Below are 21,238 nucleotides of genomic sequence, written 5' to 3' on the forward strand. Positions count from 1 at the left end.
ATATGTATAGACCGTATTGGGGGGTATAGACATGTCCTCGCGTTGGATGACGGTGCAAGTCGCTTGCGTTTACATTGGAACGGTGGTCGGAGCCGGTTTTGCGTCCGGGCGGGAGATTTATCAGTTTTTTGCGCAATTTGGGCCGATTGCATATGTCTCCATCGCGCTCGTTACCGTTCTGTTTGCGTGGATCGGCTTCCGTCTCATGGCCTTGGGTGCAATCTTGGGCGCGAATTCGTTTCGGGACGTCAACGCGCACTTGTTCACGCCCCGTGTCCGCCGCATTGTCGATTTCGCCATCCTGTTCATGCTCTTCGGCACAACGGTGGCGATGCTGGCCGGTACGGGAGAGCTGTTTCGCGAACGCCTGTCGCTTCCGTTTACGGTTGGCGTAGCCGCGGCGGCCGGCGTAACGCTCGTCACGATGCTGTTTGGCATGAACGGCCTGCTGCGGGTCAACAGCGTCATTGTCCCGCTCTTGACTTGCTTCGTCGTGTACACGGCGGTCCATACCTGGGTTCACATGCACCCGCCGCTTCACGCTTTGTTACACCCGGAGGCTGTCGATTCGCGCACAGGCTTCGTCGTTTGGATCAACGCGCTGTTGTACGCGGCGATGAATGTTGGGCTTTCCGTCGGCGTGCTGGTTCCGCTCGGCGGTCAGATTCGCGATCAGCGGACGCTTCGCAACGGCGCTTTGGTTGGCGCCGTCGGCTTGGGCGTACTGCTGTGCTGTGTCACGTTCTGCCTGTTCGCATACATGCCGGATGTGCAAACGTACGCCATTCCCATGGGCTACATTGCGTCGCACTTCCAATCGTGGTTGACGTGGATGTTCATTGCGGTCCTGTTCGGCGAAATTTACTCGACGCTCATCGGCAACGTCTACGCCATCGGGTCGACGATCGCGAGCGGCAAACGCCAATTCCTGTGGACGAGTGCGGCCGTTCTCATCGTCGGCGGGATTCTGGGACATTTCGGGTTTCGGATCATCGTTGCCTACGCCTACACCGCGTTTGGTTGGGTCAGTATGTGGTTCTTGTTGATGCTGATGTTTGCGCGGCCGCGTTTGCGGTAAAATGCCCCAGGCTCGTATAATAGCGAAGAAGTCGGGTCAAATTGACCTGGAATCGAGCTTCAGTCGAAGTCGAAGGGGTTTTTGCCCATGGTCCGTGGCACGTTTCAATGGTTGATGATCGTGGTTGGGGCTTTCATCTATTCCATCGGACTCAACGCGTTCTTGGTTGCCAATCACCTCGCCGAAGGCGGGTTCGTCGGCATTTCATTGCTGCTCTTGTACAAATTGCACCTTCCCATCGGCCTCACGTTTTTTGTGCTGAATATCCCGCTGTTGCTTGTCGCGTGGCGGCTCTTCGGCCATGCGTTCGTTGGCAAGACGGCGCTCGGCGTCGCATCCGTTTCCGGTTTCTCTGAATTGACGCAGGATGTGCGGATTCAGACGCACGATCCGCTCTTGGCCGCCCTCTACGCTGGCGTCGTGACGGGCATTGGCTTGGGACTCATCTTTCGGACCGGCGGCACGACCGGCGGATCGGATATCATCGCGCGGATATTGCGGCATTATCGCGGCATGGCGATGGGACAAATCCTATTTGGCATTGATCTCGTCGTGATCGCGTTGGTCACCATCATCATCGGCAGAGAAACCGCGATGTACTCGCTTGTGGCGTTGTTCGTGTCGAGCCGGGTCGTCGACTTTGTCATTGAGGGCGCGTCGAGAGCCCGCGCGATCACGATTGTGTCGGACAAGAACGAGGAGATAGCCAACCAAATTCATCAGCAACTGGAGCGGGGCACGACGTTGTTGCAAGCGCGCGGCGGCTACACTGGGACAAGCCGGGAAGTGATCTACTGTGTGGTAGCGAGAGAAGAGGTAGTGCGCGTTCAACGCATCATTCAGCAGATTGACCCTGTGGCGTTTGTGACGATTCACACGGTTCACGAAGTGCTCGGTGAAGGGTTCTCGTTTCACGACGAAACGAGTTCTCGAAAACACAAATTGTTTTAGACGCTTGAAGAGGCGTCCGCTCACCGATTGTCCGGACGCCTCCCGCAACGTTTCTCGCTTTAACCAACCGACGACCATAATGGTCTGTCACGGTTACGCGCCAGCCGTGGACGTTGTCAGTTCATTGCGATCAAAGGCGATCAGCCGCTCGCTTGCCGTGATAAACGCCATTCGATCTCCCGAATCGAGCGCTTCGTCGACGGCCTGCATCAGCTCTCTTCTGCGCTGTGCGCGCAGCGATTGATCAATGACCCATTCCGCCTGCAGCGAAAGCAATTCCCGCATCGCTGGATCCATGTCGGTCTTCGATGGCTCCTCGAGTACCGATGCAAATTCGGGACAGGATGACCGATCCTTGAAAAACAATCCGACATAGATGTCTTCGTCCGGGTGCTGATACAAGTCCATAAACGCCTGCTCAACATCGGTGGTGACAGGTTTGTTTCGGCGATAGTAGCGGAAGGGAGCGACATGCACACACGTGGTCGAGACGACAATCACGCGAGAGAAGTGACGAAAGTTGTCTACGAAATGTACACGTTGCAACACGTTTTCACGCGTCATCATATAGCGCAGCAGCATTTCCGCCTCACGACTTTGCAAATCGTAGTTGGCCAGAAACCAGCGCAGAAAATGTTTCTTTTCAGCAACGGTTACGATGGTTCCCATAGCCATTCTCCTCCCTGCTTCACCAGATCTCCGAAGCGTCCTCCATCGAGCGGCACCTACAAAAATAAGAATTGTTTGTTCATTCTATTCGGTGAGGCCGCCTTCTTTTCCTGCAGACATCTGTTTTTCAGAATTTGCGCCAGCGCCGTGCCGAACCCATGTTACGACGTCAACGTTCCAGTTGTTGGAATACCCTTCGCCCACTCGTCAAACATCCGATCGACGTTGCCAGGCACAGGTCCCATTCCCCGCTCTGCCAACAGCACCCGCCATTTGGCAAAGTCGTGGCCCGCGTTCAGGCCTCGCGTGACGGTCTTTTCCAACACGCGGTAGATCCGCATGGCACCGCCGCTCTTCAAATCCGCGAACTGGGCGATTTGCGCTTCCAACGCGCTGTCCTGGGCGGTGACGACGATCTCAAAATTGGGTTGCACAATCAGCGACGCTTGACGATATTCCTGTTCGTCCGGCAGGTGTGCTTCGTCTTGTGTTAGTAATTCTTGACCGAGTTTTGTGATTTGAAACCATACTGGTTCCTTTTCATCGCCATCAAATCCCGTTCGAATAATCCCGAGGTGTTGTAACATGCGCAGAATCCGCTTCTCCCAGACATCCCACTCTGTGTCGTAGTAGAACGACTCGATGTGGCATTGGCAAATCTGGAAAACCGATTGACTGGACACCCACTCGTCCGCAACCATGCGGATAGTTTCAATCACTTCCCGCAGTCTTGGAATGGGTCTTCGGTAAATCCGCAGATAGTAGTGGTACATCCGTTGGAGCTGCACTTTCCTTGGCGTCGCGCGCCACTCGTCGACCGCCGATTGAGAAATCTGGAGCTGGCACTCCGGGGTCTCGATGAACATGTCGTGATCGAACCCGAAATCATACATCAACGCCAGTCGATCCGGATAGTCGTAAACCCGCCGCCCATACCCGAAGCGCCATTCGGGAAGTGCAAGGTCCTCCGCCACTTCGAATAATTCCATGAGCTGCTGCACGTTCTTCTTGTACATGGCGCCGCCAATCGTGAGCCTCACGTCATGGTTGGCGACATAGTTCAACAGCGTGTCCATGTCTTGTACCATGGCCATCTGTTCATCGTACTGCAGCAGCGGTTCGTCGTCCCTGCAGATTCGCTCCGCCATCCACTGGCTGCGGAAATGGGTTTGAATCGCCCGGCGAATCTCGTCTGGAATCACGTACACCAATCGCTTTTCGGCGATCGAGTTCGCATACAGCCATCCTTGTGAAAGCGCTTTATGGAGGGCGTTCTGATCCGTATCCCGCAGGAGCCCGCGCACCTCTTCCTTCGAAAACTTCGTCCGAGAGTGCAGGGCCAGGCGGCGAAACGACTCTCCCCAATCCTCGCACCATGCGCTGATGAGATGTTCCAATTGGTGGTTCGATCGCATGTTTAGAAGGATATTCTCCATGAGGTCGAGTTTAGAATACATCGCGCACTCGAGTTTTTGGTACACGGCGATATCCCGCAGCGTCTTGACCGACGCATGGTTCAAGCATTCAGCTAGTCTCATTGGAATTCATCATTCTCCTTCCCTTTACGACACTTGGTTTGTGTGCATCAATGTTGTGAATCCTTGCTCAATTCAAAGCGAGTTCTTCGTAAGCAACGATTTCGTATGTGTAACCTTGTTCAATCAAATATTTTTGTCTGTGCAGGCCGTGCTGTTCTTCGATGCTGTTCGCTGTGACAAGTGAGTAGAACCGGGCAGGATCTCCGCTTGGCCGAAGAATCCTGCCGAGTCGCTGCGCCTCTTCCTGACGGGAACCAAACAGGCCCGACACCTGGATGGCGACATTGGCGTTCGGCAGATCCACCGCCACATTCGCTATCCGGGACAGCACGAGCATCGATATTTCGCCACCGCGGAATCGCCTGTAGGTTTCGAGGCGAGTTTGGTGCGGCGTGCTGCCGGACAGCATCGGCACCCCAAGCCGCGTCGCGATGGCTTGCAAAAACGCGGTGTAGTGTCCCATGATCAGAATTCGTTCACCAGCGTGTTTCGCGCAAAGCCATCGAATGACGTTGAACTTTCGCTCGTTGTCGGCTGCGATGCGGTGGCGATGCTTGGGCAGCGCCCGGGCGTACCTTTCTCGATCCAGATCGGACAATGGGATGCGAATCTCCTTGCAGACGACTGGTGACAGGTGTCCCTGCTTGGACAAATCCACCGAGTGCGCCTGAAAGACGATGGGGCCGACCAGCGTGAGCACGTCCATGGCGCGGCCGTCTTCACGCACAAGCGTGGCTGTCAAACCAAGTTTTCGTTTGGCCTCCAACTGGCTCGCCAGACGAAACAGTTTCGCCGGAAGCAGATGCACTTCGTCGTAAATGACGAGGCCAAACGCGCCCTCCCGGTAACGGGCCAGATGATGAAATTCGCCGCTGCGCCGCCGGGCAGTCAGGCGTTGGTACGTCGTGATGGTAATCGGCTTGATGGTGCGGCCGTTGTCGATCCCGACCGACGTCTCCGCAACGTCTGTCCACGTTCGGATGTGCGCCAGCCATTGTGCCGCCGCCGCTTCGTTCGGCACCAATATCAGCGTCGGCAAGGCCAGTTTCGCGAGAATGGCTGTTCCGACCACGGTTTTGCCCGCTCCACACGGCAGTACGACGATTCCGCCGCCTTGGCTGGTGATGAAGGCGTCCACTGCGGCAACCTGATAATCTCGCAACGATCGTTGACTGGACAGGTGGATGTCGAGCGCGGGCAGCAGGTCCTGCCGCTGCGGCTTTGTGCCTGCTGCGGGGCAATTGGACATCGATTCGACGATCCGCCGCTGCAACGTCGCCGGAATCGGCCCTTGGGCGTAAGCGCGCAAGTAGGTCAGCACATCTCGCGCGGACCTGCCGCGCATGGCAGCCGATCGCAACCGCAGCGGGGTCACTTCGTACACCGTGAACGGTTCCATGAACTGTATGGGCTGCGCGAAGTCGTCCAGACAGATGCTATCCTCGACGTGTCGCGACGAGGCCTTTGATTGACTGTGTTTCACGTACAACGTGCCGTCTGCCTGGGGATAGAGCAGCATGGTATCCCCCCCCCCCGTTCCGCCAGATGTAGCGCTGTCAATCGTCGATTGACGTCGATTGTAACGTGAGTGATTGAACGTGATCGATTCAGTGGCTCGATTGAGTATGGTCGATATGGAATAATTTCTCTAAAAAGCGGAACAGATATGCATGGAAGTGGAGAAAAGAGGCGAAACAAGAGCCTGGGAGACGGGGTTGGCGAATGATGCGCTTGTCGGAAGGGTGTCGGAAGGGTGTCGGAAGGGTGTCGGAAGGGTGTCGGAAGGGTGTCGGAAGGGTGTCGGCGAATAAGCGGCCGAGAGCCGCTTATTTGGCCCGAGCCGGCGGAATTTCAGTGAATAAGCGGCCGAGGGCCGCTTATGTTGGCTGACATGGGCTCGATCCGGCCGATTGGTGGCAAATAAGCGTCCGAGGGCCGCTTAAATTGCCCGATTTAGATCATTCGACAGGAATAAGCCTCTGAGGGCCGTTTATTTGGGACCGGGCCCAGCGCGCACCGGTCGCGGCCCGCCCCCACTGGTCCGGACGGCCGCGGATGTTGCTTGTACAGGCGCGCGAGCGGTGGCGATGGCGTGTTTGGCGCAAGGGTGTCGGCGAATAAGCGGCCGAGAGCCGCTTATTTGGCCCGAGCCGGCGGAATTTCAGTGAATAAGCGGCCGAGGGCCGCTTATGTTGGCTGACATGGGCTCGATCCGGCCGATTGGTGGCAAATAAGCGTCCGAGGGCCGCTTAAATTGCCCGATTTAGATCATTCGACAGGAATAAGCCTCTCTGGGCCGTTTATTTGGGACCGGGCCCAGCGCGCACCGGTCGCGGCCCGCCCCCACTGGTCCGGACGGCCGCGGATGGGTGCCTTATGCCGTCGCGTGCGTTCATCCGCTTCAATGCCGTTTCAGGTCTGACGCAATTCGACTTCGGCTAGTCCAAGAAAAAGACAAAAAAAGAAGGAATCCGCTTTCACGAATTCCCGTACAGGAGATTCTGCTAGGAGTGGAGAGAAATCAGAACATAACACCCTTCGAAGACAAAGATAAATCACTTTGGAAGCGCTGTCAATACCATTTTTACAGCCTTTTATCATTTATTTTCATAGACCCTTGGCCAGTGAATCTTCCCACGCCGCCAATCCCATGCCCACTCACTCCGGTCGCTTCTCCTCGAAGGCCTGGCGTTTCTCCCGGGCTTCGTCCAGCAGTGCGCGAAGGCCGTCGGCGTCGGCGTGGTCCAGGCAGGTTCGGAATTGATCGATAGATCGTCCTAGTCGATCCAGCATGTTCAGCACGTGCTCGCGATTTGCCAGCAGCGTGTCCACCCAGAAACCGCTCGGCGAGCCAGCGAGCCGCGTGATATCCCAAAAAGCCGGACCGGCCATCGCGGCGCCAATTTCCGCGGATTCAGCGGAAGCCGCCAGCATGGCGGAGAGCGACGCGAGATGAATGCCATGGCTCAGGGATGCAAGGAGGCGATCGTGGGCTTCCGCATTCTCAAGGTACTGCAACCTCGCGCCAAGCGAAGTGACCAGATCGGCGATCTCGGCAGGCGCCGGATGGGATTCGAGAAATATCCACGGCCGACCGTGAAACAGGTCGGCGTCGGCCGCCGCAGGTCCGCCGCTCGCCTTCCCTGCCATCGGATGAGACGGTACGAAGCGCTCGATTCGCGACGTTCGAGCCGCATCGCAGATGGGCGATTTGACCGACGCAACATCCATCACCCGCTTGGCGCGACTGGCTGCCCAAGGCAGCAACGCGCAGGCGGCGTAGGGAGGAGTGGCGAGTACAATCAAGTCGTAGGGGTCAGTTACGGCTTCCATCGCGGCGTAAACCGCGTCGAACATGGCGTGATCGACGATGTGCTGGCGATACGCCGGGTGTGGCTCGACCGCGTCAATGTGTAGGTCCGGACGAGAACGCCGCAAAGCGAGCCCCATCGAAGTTCCGATGAGCCCCGCTCCGACAATCAGGATCGATTGGATACCGGATGCCTGCGCCGTCACTTATCGCTTGCCTGCCTCAGCGTCGTACTCGCGCACCAGGCCATGAATCGTTCGAACCTGGCTGCTCAAACGGTCAAACTCGTCGAGGGTGATGGTTTGGCTGCCATCCGACCAGGCTTCTTCCGGTTTCGTGTGAACTTCCACGATCACGCCGTGAGCTCCGGCGGCCATGCCAGCTCGCGCCATGGTTGTGACGTACCGCGCGTGCCCGATGCCGTGGCTCGGATCCACCATAATGGGCAGGTGCGACAAATGGCGAACAACCGGAATCGCGTTGAGATCGAGCGTGTTTCGCGTGTACGTTTCGAACGTGCGAATACCGCGTTCGCAGAGAATGACGTTGGGATTTCCCTCGGCCATGATGTATTCTGCGGACATCAGCCACTCTTCGATAGAGTTGGCAAAGCCGCGTTTCAGCAGCACAGGGCGATTGGTCCGTCCGACCGCCTTGAGCAGCGCAAAGTTCTGCATGTTGCGCGCGCCAACCTGGAGGACGTCGACGTAATCGGCGACGAGATCGACCAGTCCAGGCTCCATAATCTCGGAAACGACCGCAAGTCCCGTCGCTTCGCGCGCGTCTGCGAGGTATTTCAGGCCTTCTTCGCCAAGCCCTTGGAACGAGTACGGGGACGAACGAGGTTTGAACGCGCCTCCGCGCAGAAATTGCGCGCCGCTCGCTTTGATGGCCTTGGCGATCTCGATGAGACCCTCTTTCGACTCCACCGAGCAAGGTCCCGCCATGATCGTCGGCTCTGGACCGCCGACCACGTGGCCGAGAATGTCGATGGTGGTATCGTCTGGGTGGAACGCCCGGCTGGCGAGCTTGAACGGATTACTCACGGGCACGAGTTTCTCGACCCCTGGCATATTTTCGATGCCGAGCTCGCGAACCTGCTCTTTCGGTCCGATGACGCCGACAATCGTGGTTTCCGCTCCCACCGATAGATGGGCGCCCAATCCTTTGTTCTTCAACACTTCCATGACGCGATCGATCTCAGCCTGAGTCGCGCCCACTTTCATAACGACTATCATGTGTCTCTCTCCTTCTCACGCCACTCTGTCGAACTACCGAATTGTTTGAAAAGTCTATCACAAATATCGCGAATTGGACAACGGTAGGAATTTTACAATCGTATCCTTTGGCACGCGTTTTTCAGTTGCCGGGTAAATTCGGCGACGGATTCTGCGACCGAGCCGTCTCCTTCGCTTTGTGCCTGTTCAATGCGCCGCACGTACGCGCTGCCTACGATCACGCCGTCCGCAAAGGCCGCAATCTCAGCCGCGTGTTCCGGCGTACTGACGCCGAAGCCAACGCATGCGGGCAAGTCCGTATATCGCTTGACTGTTTCCACGAGCGATTTGACCCCGCTTGCGACGGAACTTCGTTCACCTGTCACACCGAGCGACGATACGCAATAGACGAATCCGTGCGCTTGGGCGCTGATGGCGCGGACTCTCTCCTCGCCTGATGTCGGGGCGACCAACGGGATGAACGAGATATCGTACTGACTGGCCATCTGGGCCAATTCAGGTGCTTCCTCGATGGGAACGTCGGGGATGATCACGCCATCGCCGCCGCTTGCTGCGAGATCGCGGAAAAATCGCTCTGTTCCATACTGCATGACGGGATTGACATACGTGAACGCGATCAAAGGTTTTTCCGTCTTGCTCCGAACGTCCCGGATTAAACGAAAGCAGTCTGGCAGCTGATGGCCTTGCTGCAGACTACGCAAGGCGGCTGCCTGGATGACTGGGCCATCGGCCAGAGGATCGGAATAAGGGAAGCCAATCTCCACCATATCCGCGCCAGCTTCGAGGATGGCGACGATGGCGTCGAGCGAGCGCCCGTAATCGGGATCGCCCGCGACCACGAATGGAATCAACGCGGCTTCGCCGTTCAAGCCTGCAAACGTCTGGTCAATGCGGTTCATTGTGACAGCTCCCCTTCCATGCGTGCCACTTGCTCGACGTCTTTGTCCCCGCGGCCTGACAAGCAAATCACGACGCGGGTGTCCTTTGGCATGCGGGAGGCCTCTTTGACGACGTACGCAATCGCGTGGGCACTTTCCAAAGCAGGGATGATACCTTCCAGCTTGGAGAGGAGATAAAACGCGTCGAGCGCTTCGGCGTCGGTCACCGGGACGTATCGAGCGCGACCGATTTCCGCGAAATGCGCATGTTCCGGTCCGATGCCTGGGTAATCCAATCCCGCCGAGATCGAGTGCGCGGGTGTCACCTGGCCATAGGGATCCTGCAGGAGCATGGTCTTTGCGCCGTGCAGGACACCTGGTCGACCCTTGTTGATACTTGCGGCGTGTTCCTCCGTCTCGACGCCGCGGCCGGCGGCTTCGACGCCGATCAACTCGACTTCGGTATCCTCGACAAATGGGAAGAAAATGCCCATGGCGTTGCTGCCGCCGCCGACGCACGCGACAATGGCGTCTGGCAGACGATGTTCCATGGCCAGCATCTGCTGCTTGGTCTCATCGCCGATGATGCGCTGGAATTCGCGGACGATTTGAGGATATGGGTGTGGCCCGACCACCGAGCCGATGATGTAATGGGTATCTTCCACATGGGAAACCCAGTGGCGGATCGCTTCGTTCGTGGCGTCCTTGAGCGTTTTCGTCCCTGATGTCGCAGGCACGACCTCGGCCCCGAGCATCCGCATCCGGAATACGTTCAACGCCTGCCGCCGCATATCTTCTTCGCCCATGAACACGGTGCACTCCAGTCCAAAGCGGGCGGCGACGGTCGCCGACGCCACGCCGTGCTGGCCTGCACCGGTTTCGGCGATGATCCGCTTCTTGCCTGTGCGCAGCGCGAGCAGAGCCTGTCCAATGGTGTTGTTGATCTTGTGCGCACCGGTGTGGTTCAGATCTTCTCGCTTCAGGTAAATCTTCGGCCCACCCAGGGCTTCGGTCAGACGCTCCGCGTAATACAGCGGCGTCGGCCTGCCGGAATACTGCGTCAGGTAATATGATAATTCTTCTTGAAACGAAGGATCCGCCTTGAGGCGAAGAAAGTCCTTCTCCAATTGGATGAGCGCGTTCATCAATGTCTCTGGAACATAACGTCCGCCAAACTGGCCGTATCGGCCGTTCGGGTCGGGGAACAGATAGGACTGCTGCGATTCGCTCAACATCTCCACCACCTTGTCAATTGTCCGTCGACACGGACTCGAGAAGCTGCCTGATGCGCGCGGGATCTTTGCGGCCGTTCGTCTCCACGCCGGACGAGATGTCGATCCCGGTCGGTTTCACGGACTTCAGCAACCTGCCGACATTCTCTGGCGTGAGCCCGCCTGCGACAAACCACGGCAATTCGTACAGATACTGCGATATCACATCAAGGATGGACCAGTCGAACGATTGCCCGTGTCCACCGGTCACGCCGGTGACCGATGGAACTTTTGCGTCAAACAGCAAACCGTCGACGGTCTCCCTGTACCGTTGAATCTGGGACACAATCTGTTCGACGTTCGGCTCTGCGAGCGGAACGGGGATTGCTTTCCAAACAGGAATGCCTGCGCTTCGGAGCGATTTGCACAACTCGGGAGATTCGTCTCCGTGCAGTTGGACACAGTCGATGCCGGTCGCCCCGACCACATCGAGGATGGCATCGTAGTCGTGATGGGCGAAGACGCCGACCGTCCGCGCCCGGCGGCCAACCGCCTGAACCAGACGGCTGGCGGCGGCGGGATCGACATACCTGCGGGATTTTTCCACAAAGATGATGCCGACGTGCGTGACCAGATGGTGACTGGCAAACGACAAGTCATCCCCTGGCTGCATGCCGCAGATTTTCACCTGGACGCGGCCATTCACTGCGTGTCCACCGCCGACGAAGCTGGCAAGGGCACCTGCAATGACGAGACACATGCCGCGACGTCCGCGAGCGAGACATGGCGCATCAAAAGTTCGCCGACGAGTACGCCCTTGGCCCCGGCGCCTGCCATGCGAACCGCGTCGTCCGCGCCGAAAATCCCACTCTCCGAGATAGCAACCGTATTGGCGGGCAGACGTCGGAGTACGCGCTCGGTGACGGCGAGATCGACATCGAACGTATGCAGATTGCGATTGTTGATGCCGATGATGGTCGGCTCCGCGGCCAAGGCGTGCTCAACCTCGTCTTCTCCATGCACTTCGAGCAGCACTTCGAGTCCATATTCGCGCTGCGCATACGCGGACAGTACCTTGAGCCTGTCGGGCGCCATCGCTGCGGCAATCAACAGGATCACGTCTGCGCCAGCGCTGTACGCTTCGTCAATCTGCAACTCATCGATGATAAAGTCCTTACGCAGCACCGGGATGGAGACCGCCTCCCGGACGGCGATCAAGTCGTCAAGCGTTCCTTGGAAGTATTCGCGGTCGGTGAGCACTGAGATGGCCGAGGCGCCTGCTTCTTCGTACACCTTTGCGCGAGCGACGGGATCGATCTCGGCCTGAATGACGCCTTTCGATGGACTCTTGCGCTTGATTTCGGCGACGAGTCCGAGTGAGGCACGGGATTGCAGAGACTTGGCGAGGGATCGAACTTCTGTGGCGCGGACGCGGGCAATCGACAAGCCTCTTGCCTTGCGTTCGCGCAGTTCCGCAACCTCCTGCGCTTTCGTGGCGAGAATGTTATCGAGGATGCTCATGTCAGCCCGTGACCTCCTTTCGAAGTTGTTCTGCGAACTGGCGGCTTTCGTCGATAAAGTCGTTCAATTTCCGCACCGCGGCGCCGGAGTCGATCACGGCCGCCGCGCGATCGACGCCCTCCGCGATAGACGCTGCGGTGCCGCCGACGTACAGTGCGGCACCTGCGTTCAAGAGAACCACGTCGCGCCGCGGGCCCCGCTCGCCTGTCAGTACACGCCGAATGATATCCGCATTTTCGGCGGGCGTGCCGCCAATCAGTGCCGACACGGGGGCGCGGGACAAACCGACGTCCTCGGGATGGACGACGTAGCTCTCAATCGAACCATTGCGCACTTCGGACACATAGCTTGGACCCGAGATCGAAAATTCGTCCAGCCCGCCGTCTCCGTGAACCACCAAAGCGTGGGATATGTCGAGATTGGCCAAGGCGTTTGCCACGGTATCGACGAGATCTCTACGGGATACGCCCAATACTTGTCGTTTCGTCTGCGCTGGATTCGTCAAAGGTCCTAAAATATTGAAGATGGTCCGAAACCCGAGTTCTCGACGGGCGACGGCCGCATGTTTCATGGCGGGATGAAAGACTGGAGCGAAGAGGAAACACAGATTGGTCTGGGCGAGCATGGTCTCGCATTGCGGGCCTTCAAGGTCGATTTCGGCGCCCAAGGCTTGCAGGACATCGGCGCTTCCGCTTCGGCTCGACGCAGCGCGGTTGCCGTGTTTCGCGACCGGAACACCATCTGCCGCAGCGACGATGGCGACCGTGGTAGAAATATTAAACGTATTTGCGCCGTCCCCACCCGTACCACAGGTGTCAATCGCGTGGGCAGGCGCTTCTATTTTCATTGAATGGCGTCTCATGGCGCGGGCAAAACCTTCGATTTCGGAGGCCCGTTCGCCTCGCGTCGCCATCACAGACACTAATGCCGCTGTTTGTACTGGTGAGACACGACCGTTCATCAGTTCGTGCATAAACGCGTCCGCGACGTCCGCGGACAGAATTTCGCCGCGCACAACGGACTGTAAAGCCGTTTGTACAATTTGACTCATGTTTAAGATGCTCCTCTCAGCTCAAACGCCGCCGCAACACCACGCTTTCGTGTTGCCGGGAAGGACGTTTGTCTCTACTCAACTTGCTCGACTCGACTCGTTTCGAGTGAAAGATCACTCACTGACATCGTATCCGGCAAAAGCGAGATCGTCAACAGACAACCTCGCTTTGGCATCAAGCTCCTCGTTTGCCTGCCGTTGTGAACGCGTCGTGCGGCGGTCCACCCGATGGTCCATCAACGATTTATTTCGTTGCCAAATCCGGACGCAGCTGCACGGCTTCACCGAGGTACACGTGAACCAACTCGTCTTGCGCTTTGTCCGTGTTCAAGTGCACCAACACGCGAATCGATCGCGGCAGCGAACCGGGAACATCGATCTCTCTGGCGCACATGAGCGGAACCCATTGCCATCCAGGAATTTGACGGACCGACAGCGCCGGAAAAGCCGCCGACAAATCCGATGTCATGGTCAACAGCACGCTGGCGACATCGTCCACGTCGATGTCGTTCAAACGCACGATTTCTTCCATCAACTCTTTCGTTGCGCGATGGATCTCGTCTTTGTCGTCGCGCTCTACTGTCGTCGCGCCTCGAAGTCCTCGAACTTTCATGATTTCCCCTCCACAGCGTCTCTGTATATGTCCTGTACTTCGTCGCGGTCCACGTCGCTCACGATTTCCACGTGGCCAATCTCCGTTGGCAACGCGAACGTCCAACGTCCATGTCCGTGTTTTTTGTCGACCGCCATCAACTGAGCGAGTTGCTCAAAGTCGTCCTTCGGCGGCGCCACAGGCAATCCGTGCGCAGCCAACAACGCCCGCAGCCGATCCCGGTCCGTAGCGGCAAACATGTTGCGCCGAACAGCGAGTTCAGCTTCCAGCACGAGCCCAATCGAAATCGCTTCGCCGTGCCCCAGCGCGTAGTTCGAGCGCTGTTCGATGGCGTGCCCAATCGTATGCCCTACGTTCAAGACCTGGCGCAGTCCTTGTTCATGTTCATCCTGATTCACCACATCGACCTTGACCTGCATGGCGTCGGCGAGGATCGGTTCGAGTTCCGCCGGTGTCGGACAGCTTACCAGCGGCTTCGCTTCCAGCTGTTCAAACAATTTCGGATTGCCTATCAAGGCGTGCTTGATGACTTCCGCCATGCCATTGGTCCACTGCCTGGCTGGCAACGACAGGACCGCGCGCGTGTCAAAGAGCACGGCCCGCGGCGGATAAAAGGCGCCGACGAGGTTTTTCCCCTGCGGCAGATTGACACCAACTTTGCCGCCCAACGCGCTGTCGTGAGCGAGCAACGTGGTCGGCGCTTGAATGAACGGTATTCCGCGCAGATAGGTCGCCGCCACGAATCCCGCCAAATCGCCGATCACGCCGCCGCCGAGCGCGATGATCAGGTCTCTTCGCCGCATGCCAAACGCAATCAGTTGGTTGTAGATATCCGTCGCGACAGACAACGATTTGCTGGCGTCTCCCGCAGGCACCGACACAAATTGGTAAGGTTGCGAGCGCGAGGACAGCCCGGCTTCGAGTTGGCGCGCAATGGGTTGGGTCCGAACGGTGTTGTCCGTCACCACCGTGACTTTGGCTTCGCCAAGCCCCAGTTCCTTCAGACGCTCTGCGATGTCCTCGAGCACGCCTTCGCCTACCACCACAGGATAGGAATGGGTCTGGCTTCGAATGGTGAGTGTTCTCATCGCTTTGCCACCCGAGCCATGTACTGCGACCAGTTGTCCTTCATCTGCTCCAGCGAGTCGCCGCCGAGCTTTTCAATCAACGCGTCCGCGATCACCCATGCGACCACGTTCTCGCCAACGACCGACGCCGCCGGCAAGGCGCAGTAGTCGGACCGTTCGATGGCGGCCAATTCCGTCTCTTTGGTCCGCATGTTGACGCTTGGCAACGGTTTGTACAGTGTCGAGATAGGCTTCATCGCGACACGGACCACGACATCCTCCCCGTTGGTTACGCCGCCTTCGAGGCCGCCGGCCCCGTTTGACGACCGCACATACCCCTGGCCGTTGTAACCAATCGGATCGTGGACTTGGGAACCGAATCTCCGCGCCGCCTCGAAGCCGAGCCCGATCTCGACCCCTTTGATGGCTTGAATGCTCATGAGCGCCCCTGCCAGTCTGCCATCGAGCTTTCGATCCGGCATCGCGTACGACCCTAAACCGATGGGACAGCCGCGAACAATCACCTCAAAGATGCCGCCGACCGTGTCCCCGTTTTCCTTCGCTTGATCAATCCGCTTGATCATCTCCGCGGAAGCCGCCCCGTCGGCGCACCGAACTTCCGATTCGTCCGCCGCCGCGACGAGCGCCGCCAAGTCCTCGGGAAACTCGGTCGCTTTGACGTCGCAAAGCTCGACGACGTGGGCGGTCACCGTGATGTCGAACTGCTCCAGGAGTTGCTTCGCCAGCGCTCCGGCCGCGACGATGGTCGCCGTGTTGCGCGCGCTCGCCCGTTCCAAAACGTTGCGAATATCTTCGTGATCGTATTTAATGGCGCCAGCCAAATCGGCGTGACCGGGTCTCGGCCGATAAATCTCCTTGACATCTTCGGGCTTTTCCCCGAACACGGCCATACGGTCCGTCCAATTTTTGAAGTCGCGGTTGGCGACGTTCATGGTGATGGGCGTTCCGAGCGTCTTACCGAAGCGAATGCCGCTCGTGACTTCAACCGTGTCCGTTTCAATCTTCTGGCGAAATCCCCGGCCATAACCCATCTGGCGCCGTCGCAATTGTTCGTCAATTTTTTCCTTGGAGACTGGCAAATTGCTTGGAAATCCGTCGATGATAATACTGAGCCCCGGACCGTGAGACTCTCCTGCTGACAAGTAGCGAATCAAAGGCTGCCCCTCCTGTTTCTAACGCACTCCACGCTGTTCCGCTTGTATCTGTGAATTAGAGGTAGTATAACATAATCCGCCCGCGCGAGGATGCTCGTTTCACATCGTCATGCGGGCGGCCGCATATCTATTCAAATTTCTTGTCAAATTCCGTCGGAGAACGCCATCGCGCTCGCGACGGCCAAACGGCACACGGAGTCGGCGTCCGTCAAGTCGACGACGGTTTCGCAATGGCCGACGTACCGAGCCGGATAGGACAATCCCCCGACGCGAACGCCGCTTCCCATGAGCTGAACGGCACCGACATCGGTCCTGCCCTTCGGCCACACCTCATGCTGATACGCAATGCCAAGCCGTTCGGCCGTCAATTGGAAGAGATTCTTCACCTCGGCTGGGACAATTGTCGTGGCGTCCATGATTTTGATGGCCGGACCTGCGCCGATGCGCAGCGAGGTGCCTTTTCCTTTCGGAACGTCGCTCGCCAGAGCGGCGTCTATCACGATGCCGAGATCGGGCCGAACCTGGTATGCAGCCGCCTGGGCCGCGCGGGCTCCGGGCTCGCTCTGCGCGGTAAAGACCGCCGTCACGCGCCGCCCGGCGTTGGCCAGTTCCTGGAACGCCTGAACGACAATCGCGCAGCCTACCCGATTGTCGAGCGCTCGCCCGACCAATTTCGTCTCCGTCAACTCCTGGATCTCCGCTCCCACCGCGCCGGCCAGTCCGATGTACACCTTCTCAAGGGCCGCTTCCCGGCTGTTCGCGCCGATATCCACAAAGAGGTGATCGTACGATTCCGTACTTTTGAGATCGACTTCCGATTGAATCAAACCGACGGTGCCGTTGACGAAGTTCACCTGTCGCCCAACCAGTTCGCTGGCTGTCAAATTCCCGATGGGTATCAGCCGCAGGAAGCCGTCGTCGTCGATATCAATCACCATCACGCCTGGTTCGTCCATGTGCGCCACCAGCATCATGTGCGGACCGTATCCTTGTTTGGTCGCGATGGCGTTGCCAAGCACATCGATGTGCACCTCGTCGGCAGCCGTCGCCAGTTCGCCAATCAACGCTTCCGCCAGCGGCCGTTCGGAGCCGGATGGGGCGATTTCCATTGCTAATCGAAAAATCAGTTCCTTCACGACCAAAACCCTCCTTGAGCGATTTCCTGCAGAATAGCCGACACCAAACGCTTGGCGTGTTCGTAATCGGACAGCGCAGCCAACTGCGACGGCGCGTGGATGTAGCGCACTGGAACCGAGATCCCGCCGCCGATCACGCCGGCTCGAGTTCGGTGAATGGCGCCAAAGTCGTTGCTGCCGCCTTTGACTCGGCGCAGTTGGACAGGGATGTCGTACTTCTTGGCCGTTTCCAGCATGAATTCGAGAAAACGCCGATCCGCGATGGTCTGCGCGTCCTGAACGGTCAGGGCGGGCCCCTTGCCCATCACGGTCGCTTGACCGTGGGACGGGACGTCCGGGACGTCGGAGCAGACCGTACCCTCCAACGCGATGGCGATATCGGGCTGAATGCGGTGCGCGGCCGTTCGGGCGCCGCGAAGTCCAATTTCCTCTTGCACCGTGAACGCGCCGTAGAGCGGGAATGGCGTCGACGACGACTGCAGCGTCTCCACGAGCAGAGCGCAGCCCAGTCTGTCGTCAAACGACTTGCCTTTGATGATCCCGTTGCCGATTTCGGCGAACCTCGTCGCGAACATTGCGACATCTCCGGGCTTCACCACGCGTCTGGCATCCTCGGCGTCCTTGGCGCCAATATCGATGTACAGTTTGTCCATCGGAATGGGCTTGCTCCGCTCTTCCGCACTCTGCAGGTGTATGGGTTTGGCCCCGATCACGCCAGGAATGCGGTCTTTTCCGATAAACACCGGCTTCGAGACGAGCACGCGCGGGTCGATACCGCCGAGCGCGCGAAATTTGAGGAGGCCGCCGTCTGTCGAGCCGTCGGCGATATCGACGACCATCAGGCCCACTTCATCCATGTGCGCGTCGAGCATGACGCGCGGACCTTCCGAAGCGCCGTTTTTGACGGCGATGACGTTGCCAAGGACGTCGGTTTCGACGCCATCGACATGTCCGGCGAGTTCCGTTCGCACGATGTCGCGCACTTCGTCTTCGAAACCGGATGGGCCAAGAGCCTCTGACAGTCTCTTCAATAACATGACAAGTCCTCCACCTTATTCATGTCCAGTTGCAAAATGTAATGCGCGAGCAGTCGCGCGCATTTCTCGATATCGCGATACGATCCCGTTTCGACCGACGTGTGCATATAACGGATCGGAATACCGACGAGCGCACTCGCGAATCCCCCGCTTACGATTTGAAACGCCGCAGCGTCAGCGCCAACCGGGCTTTGCGACAGTTCGATCTGGTACGGAATACCGTGTGCTTCGGCCGTGTCGACGAGACCCTGAAACACCTTGCGGTGGAGGTTTGGTCCGTAGGAAATCGCTGGCCCGCCGTCGAGGCGAAACCCTTCGTCCGCCGCGATGCCGGGGAATGATCCGAACGTGACGTCGATCGCGATGGCGATATCCGGCTCGACCCCATGTACGACGGTGTAAGCCCCGCGCAGCCCGACTTCTTCCTGCACGCTTGCGACGGCGTAGATATCTGCGGTGTGGCGGTACTTGGACAACCACTCGAGCGTTTCCAGGATGATGGCCACGCTGGTTCGATTGTCGAGCGATTTGCACGCGAATCGATCGTTTCGCAACTGGTAGACTTCACGCGACAGGGTGATCCTGTCGCCGATCCGCACGCGCTGGCGTACATCGTCTTCGGAGCGGCCGAGATCGACAAACAGGTCAGCGAGCGGTGCGGCTTTCTTCCGTTCTTCAGGCGGCGTCAGATGCGGCGGTTTCGCGCCGACGATGCCGATGAGCGATCCCGTCGCGGTATGTACAAGCACTTCGGCCCCGACCAGTGTGCGGGGATCGAAGCCTCCGGTTTGTTCGATGCGCAGGAATCCGCCTTCTTCAATCTTCGCGACCATGAGCGCAATTTCGTCCATGTGCGCCGACAGCAAGACGCGCGGCCGCCTGCCGTCGCCTTCGCCGCGTTTGAAAGCAATCAAATTGCCCAATGTATCGACGGTCATGTCATCTATGTAGGGCGCGAAGGCTTCCTGGATCAGACGGCGCACCGACGATTCGTCTCCGGGGCCGCCATGCGCGGTCAAGAGCCGTGCGAGCGTATCGCGATGTTTGTCCATGGCAAGTCAGTTCCTTTCTGACGGTTGATTTGACGGTGTTGAACGCAGCCACTCGGCGAGCGGTTGCTTTCCACCCGACAGGGCCCACAGCTCTTCCAATGCCTGCGGGACAGACGCATAGGCGACGCGCAAGTCGCCGTCTACCTGCACTTGCCACGACAGTTCGTAGGCATGCAAGGCCTGGTGCGGAAACACGCGCTCGTAATAAGCCGCTTTGCCAACCGGATCGCCGATGTTCGCGTACGCGAACGTGTAGTCGCGATCCCCCACGAGCGGCATCCCGCGCGACGCCATCTGCAGCCTGATTTGATGCGTCCTGCCAGTCTCCAGGCGAAACAGGAAAAGCATCATGTGGTTGACGCGCGCGATCGGCATCGCGTGCGTGACAGCGAGATCGCCCTCGTCTTGCGTACCTATCACCCGCCGAGACGGTTTCTCCGGATCCTGAACAATCCTGTCTTCCATACGGAGCCACTGGCCCATCGGCACGTCGAAGGGGACGTACGCCAAGGCCATGTATCGGCGGTGCACACGCCCGTTTCGCAACGCTTGATCCAACCGATGGTGAGCGTGCGTGTGCTTCGCGTATAAGATAGCCCCGGATGTGAACTTGTCCAAACGATGGACCGCGTGCGGCGTCCGACCTTCCTTTTGAAGATGGTACGCGACACCGGCGAGCAGCGATCCCGTCCGTTCGCGCGCCGTGGGATGTGTCAGGACTCCTGCCGGCTTGTTGATGGCGATCACGTCGTCGTCTTCATAGCAGATGTCGAGCGGCATAGGCTCTGGTGTAACGGATTCGGAAGCTTCCGGCATCACGAACGTGATCCGATCTCCGGCGGCGACGTGGACAGACAACGGGACGGGTTGTCCGTTCAGATAAAAGGTGTCGTTCGCAATCACTCGTCGAACCAACCGACGCGACACTCCACGGCCTTTCATCAGTACGGAAGACAACCGTCGTCCCGCCTCCGCCTCCGTGACAATAAACTCGTGCAATCTGGACACCTCCGACCCCCTCTCACCATTATGCCTCAGAAACGGGTCCTCATCTACCTGAGCAAATGGTGCGATGCGAAGCCAAGGTACAGGAGCCCAATGACAATCAGACCGCCGAGTACCGCGACATACAGCAATTTGTCCAACGTCTTCACGGTTCATCGCCTCCACGGATAGCATCCGTCAACACGGAAACGCATATGCGAATCTGTCAATCCCGTTTGCGACACATCCCGATTGTATATAACTGAAAAGAGTTTCACGAAAGAGTTTCACGGCACGAAACCCATTGACACACCCGCGGCCGCGGGGAAAGGAGTCCTACAGCTGTGGACCATCATTTTCAGGTACGGATCGTGGGCAGAGAACATGCTCGCTATCCCTCACACCTTGCGTGCGATCACGGATGCGAATACATCATTCAGGTCGTCACCGCCGACACGGACGACGTGCTGCTGGAATGGTGCACGCTGTCCGCCGAACAGTTCGCGGGCCGTCTGCTGGAAGCGGTTGAACTGAGCCACCTTTCCAAGTGAAGGTTTGAGAGGATGACATGAGCGAACGAATTCGGTGACACCTATTCAGTGACACATATTGACACATATATAGAATGCCATTCCCATCTCCGATTCGGTTCTTGACTTGTTGAACCGCTAACATCCACTTCCCGCGGACACAACTACGTCACGTTTCGTCGATTTAGTTTTTATAAAA

20 protein-coding genes are annotated in these 21,238 nt (G+C 58.2%); 3 read left to right on the top strand and 17 right to left on the bottom strand.

Annotated elements, in window-relative coordinates; translation table 11 throughout:
- Positions 1-31: 31 nt before the first annotated feature.
- Together AAC01S_RS02940 and AAC01S_RS02945 are read left to right on the top strand one after the other, a co-directional pair.
- Positions 32-1,078, top strand: coding sequence for a YkvI family membrane protein (locus AAC01S_RS02940; RefSeq protein ID WP_067618506.1), 1,047 nt, complete (start codon positions 32-34; stop codon positions 1,076-1,078).
- Between the two features lie 87 nt (positions 1,079-1,165).
- The gene (locus AAC01S_RS02945; RefSeq protein WP_067618509.1) at positions 1,166-2,029 is read left to right on the top strand and encodes a YitT family protein; all 864 of its coding nucleotides are present in this window, start codon (positions 1,166-1,168) and stop codon (positions 2,027-2,029) included.
- A gap of 93 nt (positions 2,030-2,122) precedes the next feature.
- On the opposite strand, the gene AAC01S_RS02950 is transcribed toward AAC01S_RS02945, so the two are convergent.
- The 17 genes from AAC01S_RS02950 to AAC01S_RS03030 form a co-directional block, all read right to left on the bottom strand.
- The gene (locus tag AAC01S_RS02950; RefSeq protein ID WP_067618512.1) at positions 2,123-2,698 is read right to left on the bottom strand and encodes a YpiB family protein; all 576 of its coding nucleotides are present in this window, start codon (positions 2,696-2,698) and stop codon (positions 2,123-2,125) included.
- A 161-nt stretch (positions 2,699-2,859) separates the two neighbouring features.
- A complete protein-coding gene (locus tag AAC01S_RS02955) occupies positions 2,860-4,236 on the bottom strand; it encodes a helicase-associated domain-containing protein (RefSeq protein ID WP_157071021.1) in 1,377 nt (458 codons plus the stop codon).
- 67 nt (positions 4,237-4,303) lie between these two features.
- On the bottom strand, positions 4,304-5,755 hold the full coding sequence (locus tag AAC01S_RS02960) for a DEAD/DEAH box helicase family protein (RefSeq protein WP_067618518.1): 1,452 nt from the start codon (positions 5,753-5,755) through the stop codon (positions 4,304-4,306).
- Between the two features lie 1,139 nt (positions 5,756-6,894).
- Positions 6,895-7,752, bottom strand: a complete 858-nt coding sequence (locus AAC01S_RS02965) for a prephenate dehydrogenase (protein ID WP_245630043.1) — start codon at positions 7,750-7,752, stop codon at positions 6,895-6,897.
- A complete protein-coding gene (aroF, locus tag AAC01S_RS02970; RefSeq protein ID WP_067618521.1) occupies positions 7,753-8,784 on the bottom strand; it encodes a 3-deoxy-7-phosphoheptulonate synthase in 1,032 nt (343 codons plus the stop codon).
- A gap of 92 nt (positions 8,785-8,876) precedes the next feature.
- Positions 8,877-9,683, bottom strand: a complete 807-nt coding sequence (trpA, locus tag AAC01S_RS02975) for a tryptophan synthase subunit alpha (RefSeq protein WP_067618524.1) — start codon at positions 9,681-9,683, stop codon at positions 8,877-8,879.
- The gene (trpB, locus tag AAC01S_RS02980; RefSeq protein ID WP_245630044.1) at positions 9,680-10,894 is read right to left on the bottom strand and encodes a tryptophan synthase subunit beta; all 1,215 of its coding nucleotides are present in this window, start codon (positions 10,892-10,894) and stop codon (positions 9,680-9,682) included. The genes trpA and trpB overlap by 4 nt, the downstream gene beginning before the upstream one ends.
- 16 nt (positions 10,895-10,910) lie before the next feature.
- A complete protein-coding gene (locus AAC01S_RS02985; protein ID WP_067618530.1) occupies positions 10,911-11,579 on the bottom strand; it encodes a phosphoribosylanthranilate isomerase in 669 nt (222 codons plus the stop codon).
- Positions 11,576-12,394: an indole-3-glycerol phosphate synthase TrpC gene (trpC, locus tag AAC01S_RS02990; RefSeq protein ID WP_067618533.1), complete on the bottom strand. Its 819-nt coding sequence runs from the start codon at positions 12,392-12,394 to the stop codon at positions 11,576-11,578. Before trpC ends, AAC01S_RS02985 begins: the two co-directional genes overlap by 4 nt.
- Before the next feature lies 1 nt (position 12,395).
- The gene (gene trpD / locus AAC01S_RS02995; RefSeq protein ID WP_083511465.1) at positions 12,396-13,445 is read right to left on the bottom strand and encodes an anthranilate phosphoribosyltransferase; all 1,050 of its coding nucleotides are present in this window, start codon (positions 13,443-13,445) and stop codon (positions 12,396-12,398) included.
- Between the two features lie 244 nt (positions 13,446-13,689).
- Positions 13,690-14,058 (bottom strand): chorismate mutase, encoded by a 369-nt coding sequence (aroH, locus tag AAC01S_RS03000; RefSeq protein WP_067618536.1) that lies wholly within the window; start codon positions 14,056-14,058, stop codon positions 13,690-13,692.
- Complete coding sequence (aroB, locus tag AAC01S_RS03005; protein ID WP_067618539.1) at positions 14,055-15,146, bottom strand: 3-dehydroquinate synthase; 1,092 nt, start codon at positions 15,144-15,146, stop codon at positions 14,055-14,057. Before aroB ends, aroH begins: the two co-directional genes overlap by 4 nt.
- On the bottom strand, positions 15,143-16,300 hold the full coding sequence (aroC, locus tag AAC01S_RS03010) for a chorismate synthase (protein WP_067618541.1): 1,158 nt from the start codon (positions 16,298-16,300) through the stop codon (positions 15,143-15,145). The genes aroB and aroC overlap by 4 nt, the downstream gene beginning before the upstream one ends.
- A gap of 143 nt (positions 16,301-16,443) precedes the next feature.
- The gene (locus AAC01S_RS03015; protein ID WP_067618544.1) at positions 16,444-17,436 is read right to left on the bottom strand and encodes a zinc-binding metallopeptidase family protein; all 993 of its coding nucleotides are present in this window, start codon (positions 17,434-17,436) and stop codon (positions 16,444-16,446) included.
- Positions 17,433-18,473, bottom strand: coding sequence for a M42 family metallopeptidase (locus AAC01S_RS03020; RefSeq protein ID WP_067618547.1), 1,041 nt, complete (start codon positions 18,471-18,473; stop codon positions 17,433-17,435). Before AAC01S_RS03020 ends, AAC01S_RS03015 begins: the two co-directional genes overlap by 4 nt.
- Positions 18,464-19,525 (bottom strand): M42 family metallopeptidase, encoded by a 1,062-nt coding sequence (locus AAC01S_RS03025; RefSeq protein ID WP_067618550.1) that lies wholly within the window; start codon positions 19,523-19,525, stop codon positions 18,464-18,466. Before AAC01S_RS03025 ends, AAC01S_RS03020 begins: the two co-directional genes overlap by 10 nt.
- 6 nt (positions 19,526-19,531) lie before the next feature.
- Positions 19,532-20,533, bottom strand: a complete 1,002-nt coding sequence (locus AAC01S_RS03030; protein ID WP_245630045.1) for a pseudouridine synthase — start codon at positions 20,531-20,533, stop codon at positions 19,532-19,534.
- Positions 20,534-20,853: 320 nt separating this feature from the next.
- Between AAC01S_RS03030 and AAC01S_RS03035 the strand changes: the two genes are divergently transcribed.
- Complete coding sequence (locus AAC01S_RS03035) at positions 20,854-21,060, top strand: hypothetical protein (protein ID WP_067618556.1); 207 nt, start codon at positions 20,854-20,856, stop codon at positions 21,058-21,060.
- Positions 21,061-21,238: the final 178 nt, after the last annotated feature.

This window comes from Alicyclobacillus acidiphilus NBRC 100859 (assembly GCF_001544355.1).
Lineage (GTDB): Bacteria > Bacillota > Bacilli > Alicyclobacillales > Alicyclobacillaceae > Alicyclobacillus > Alicyclobacillus acidiphilus.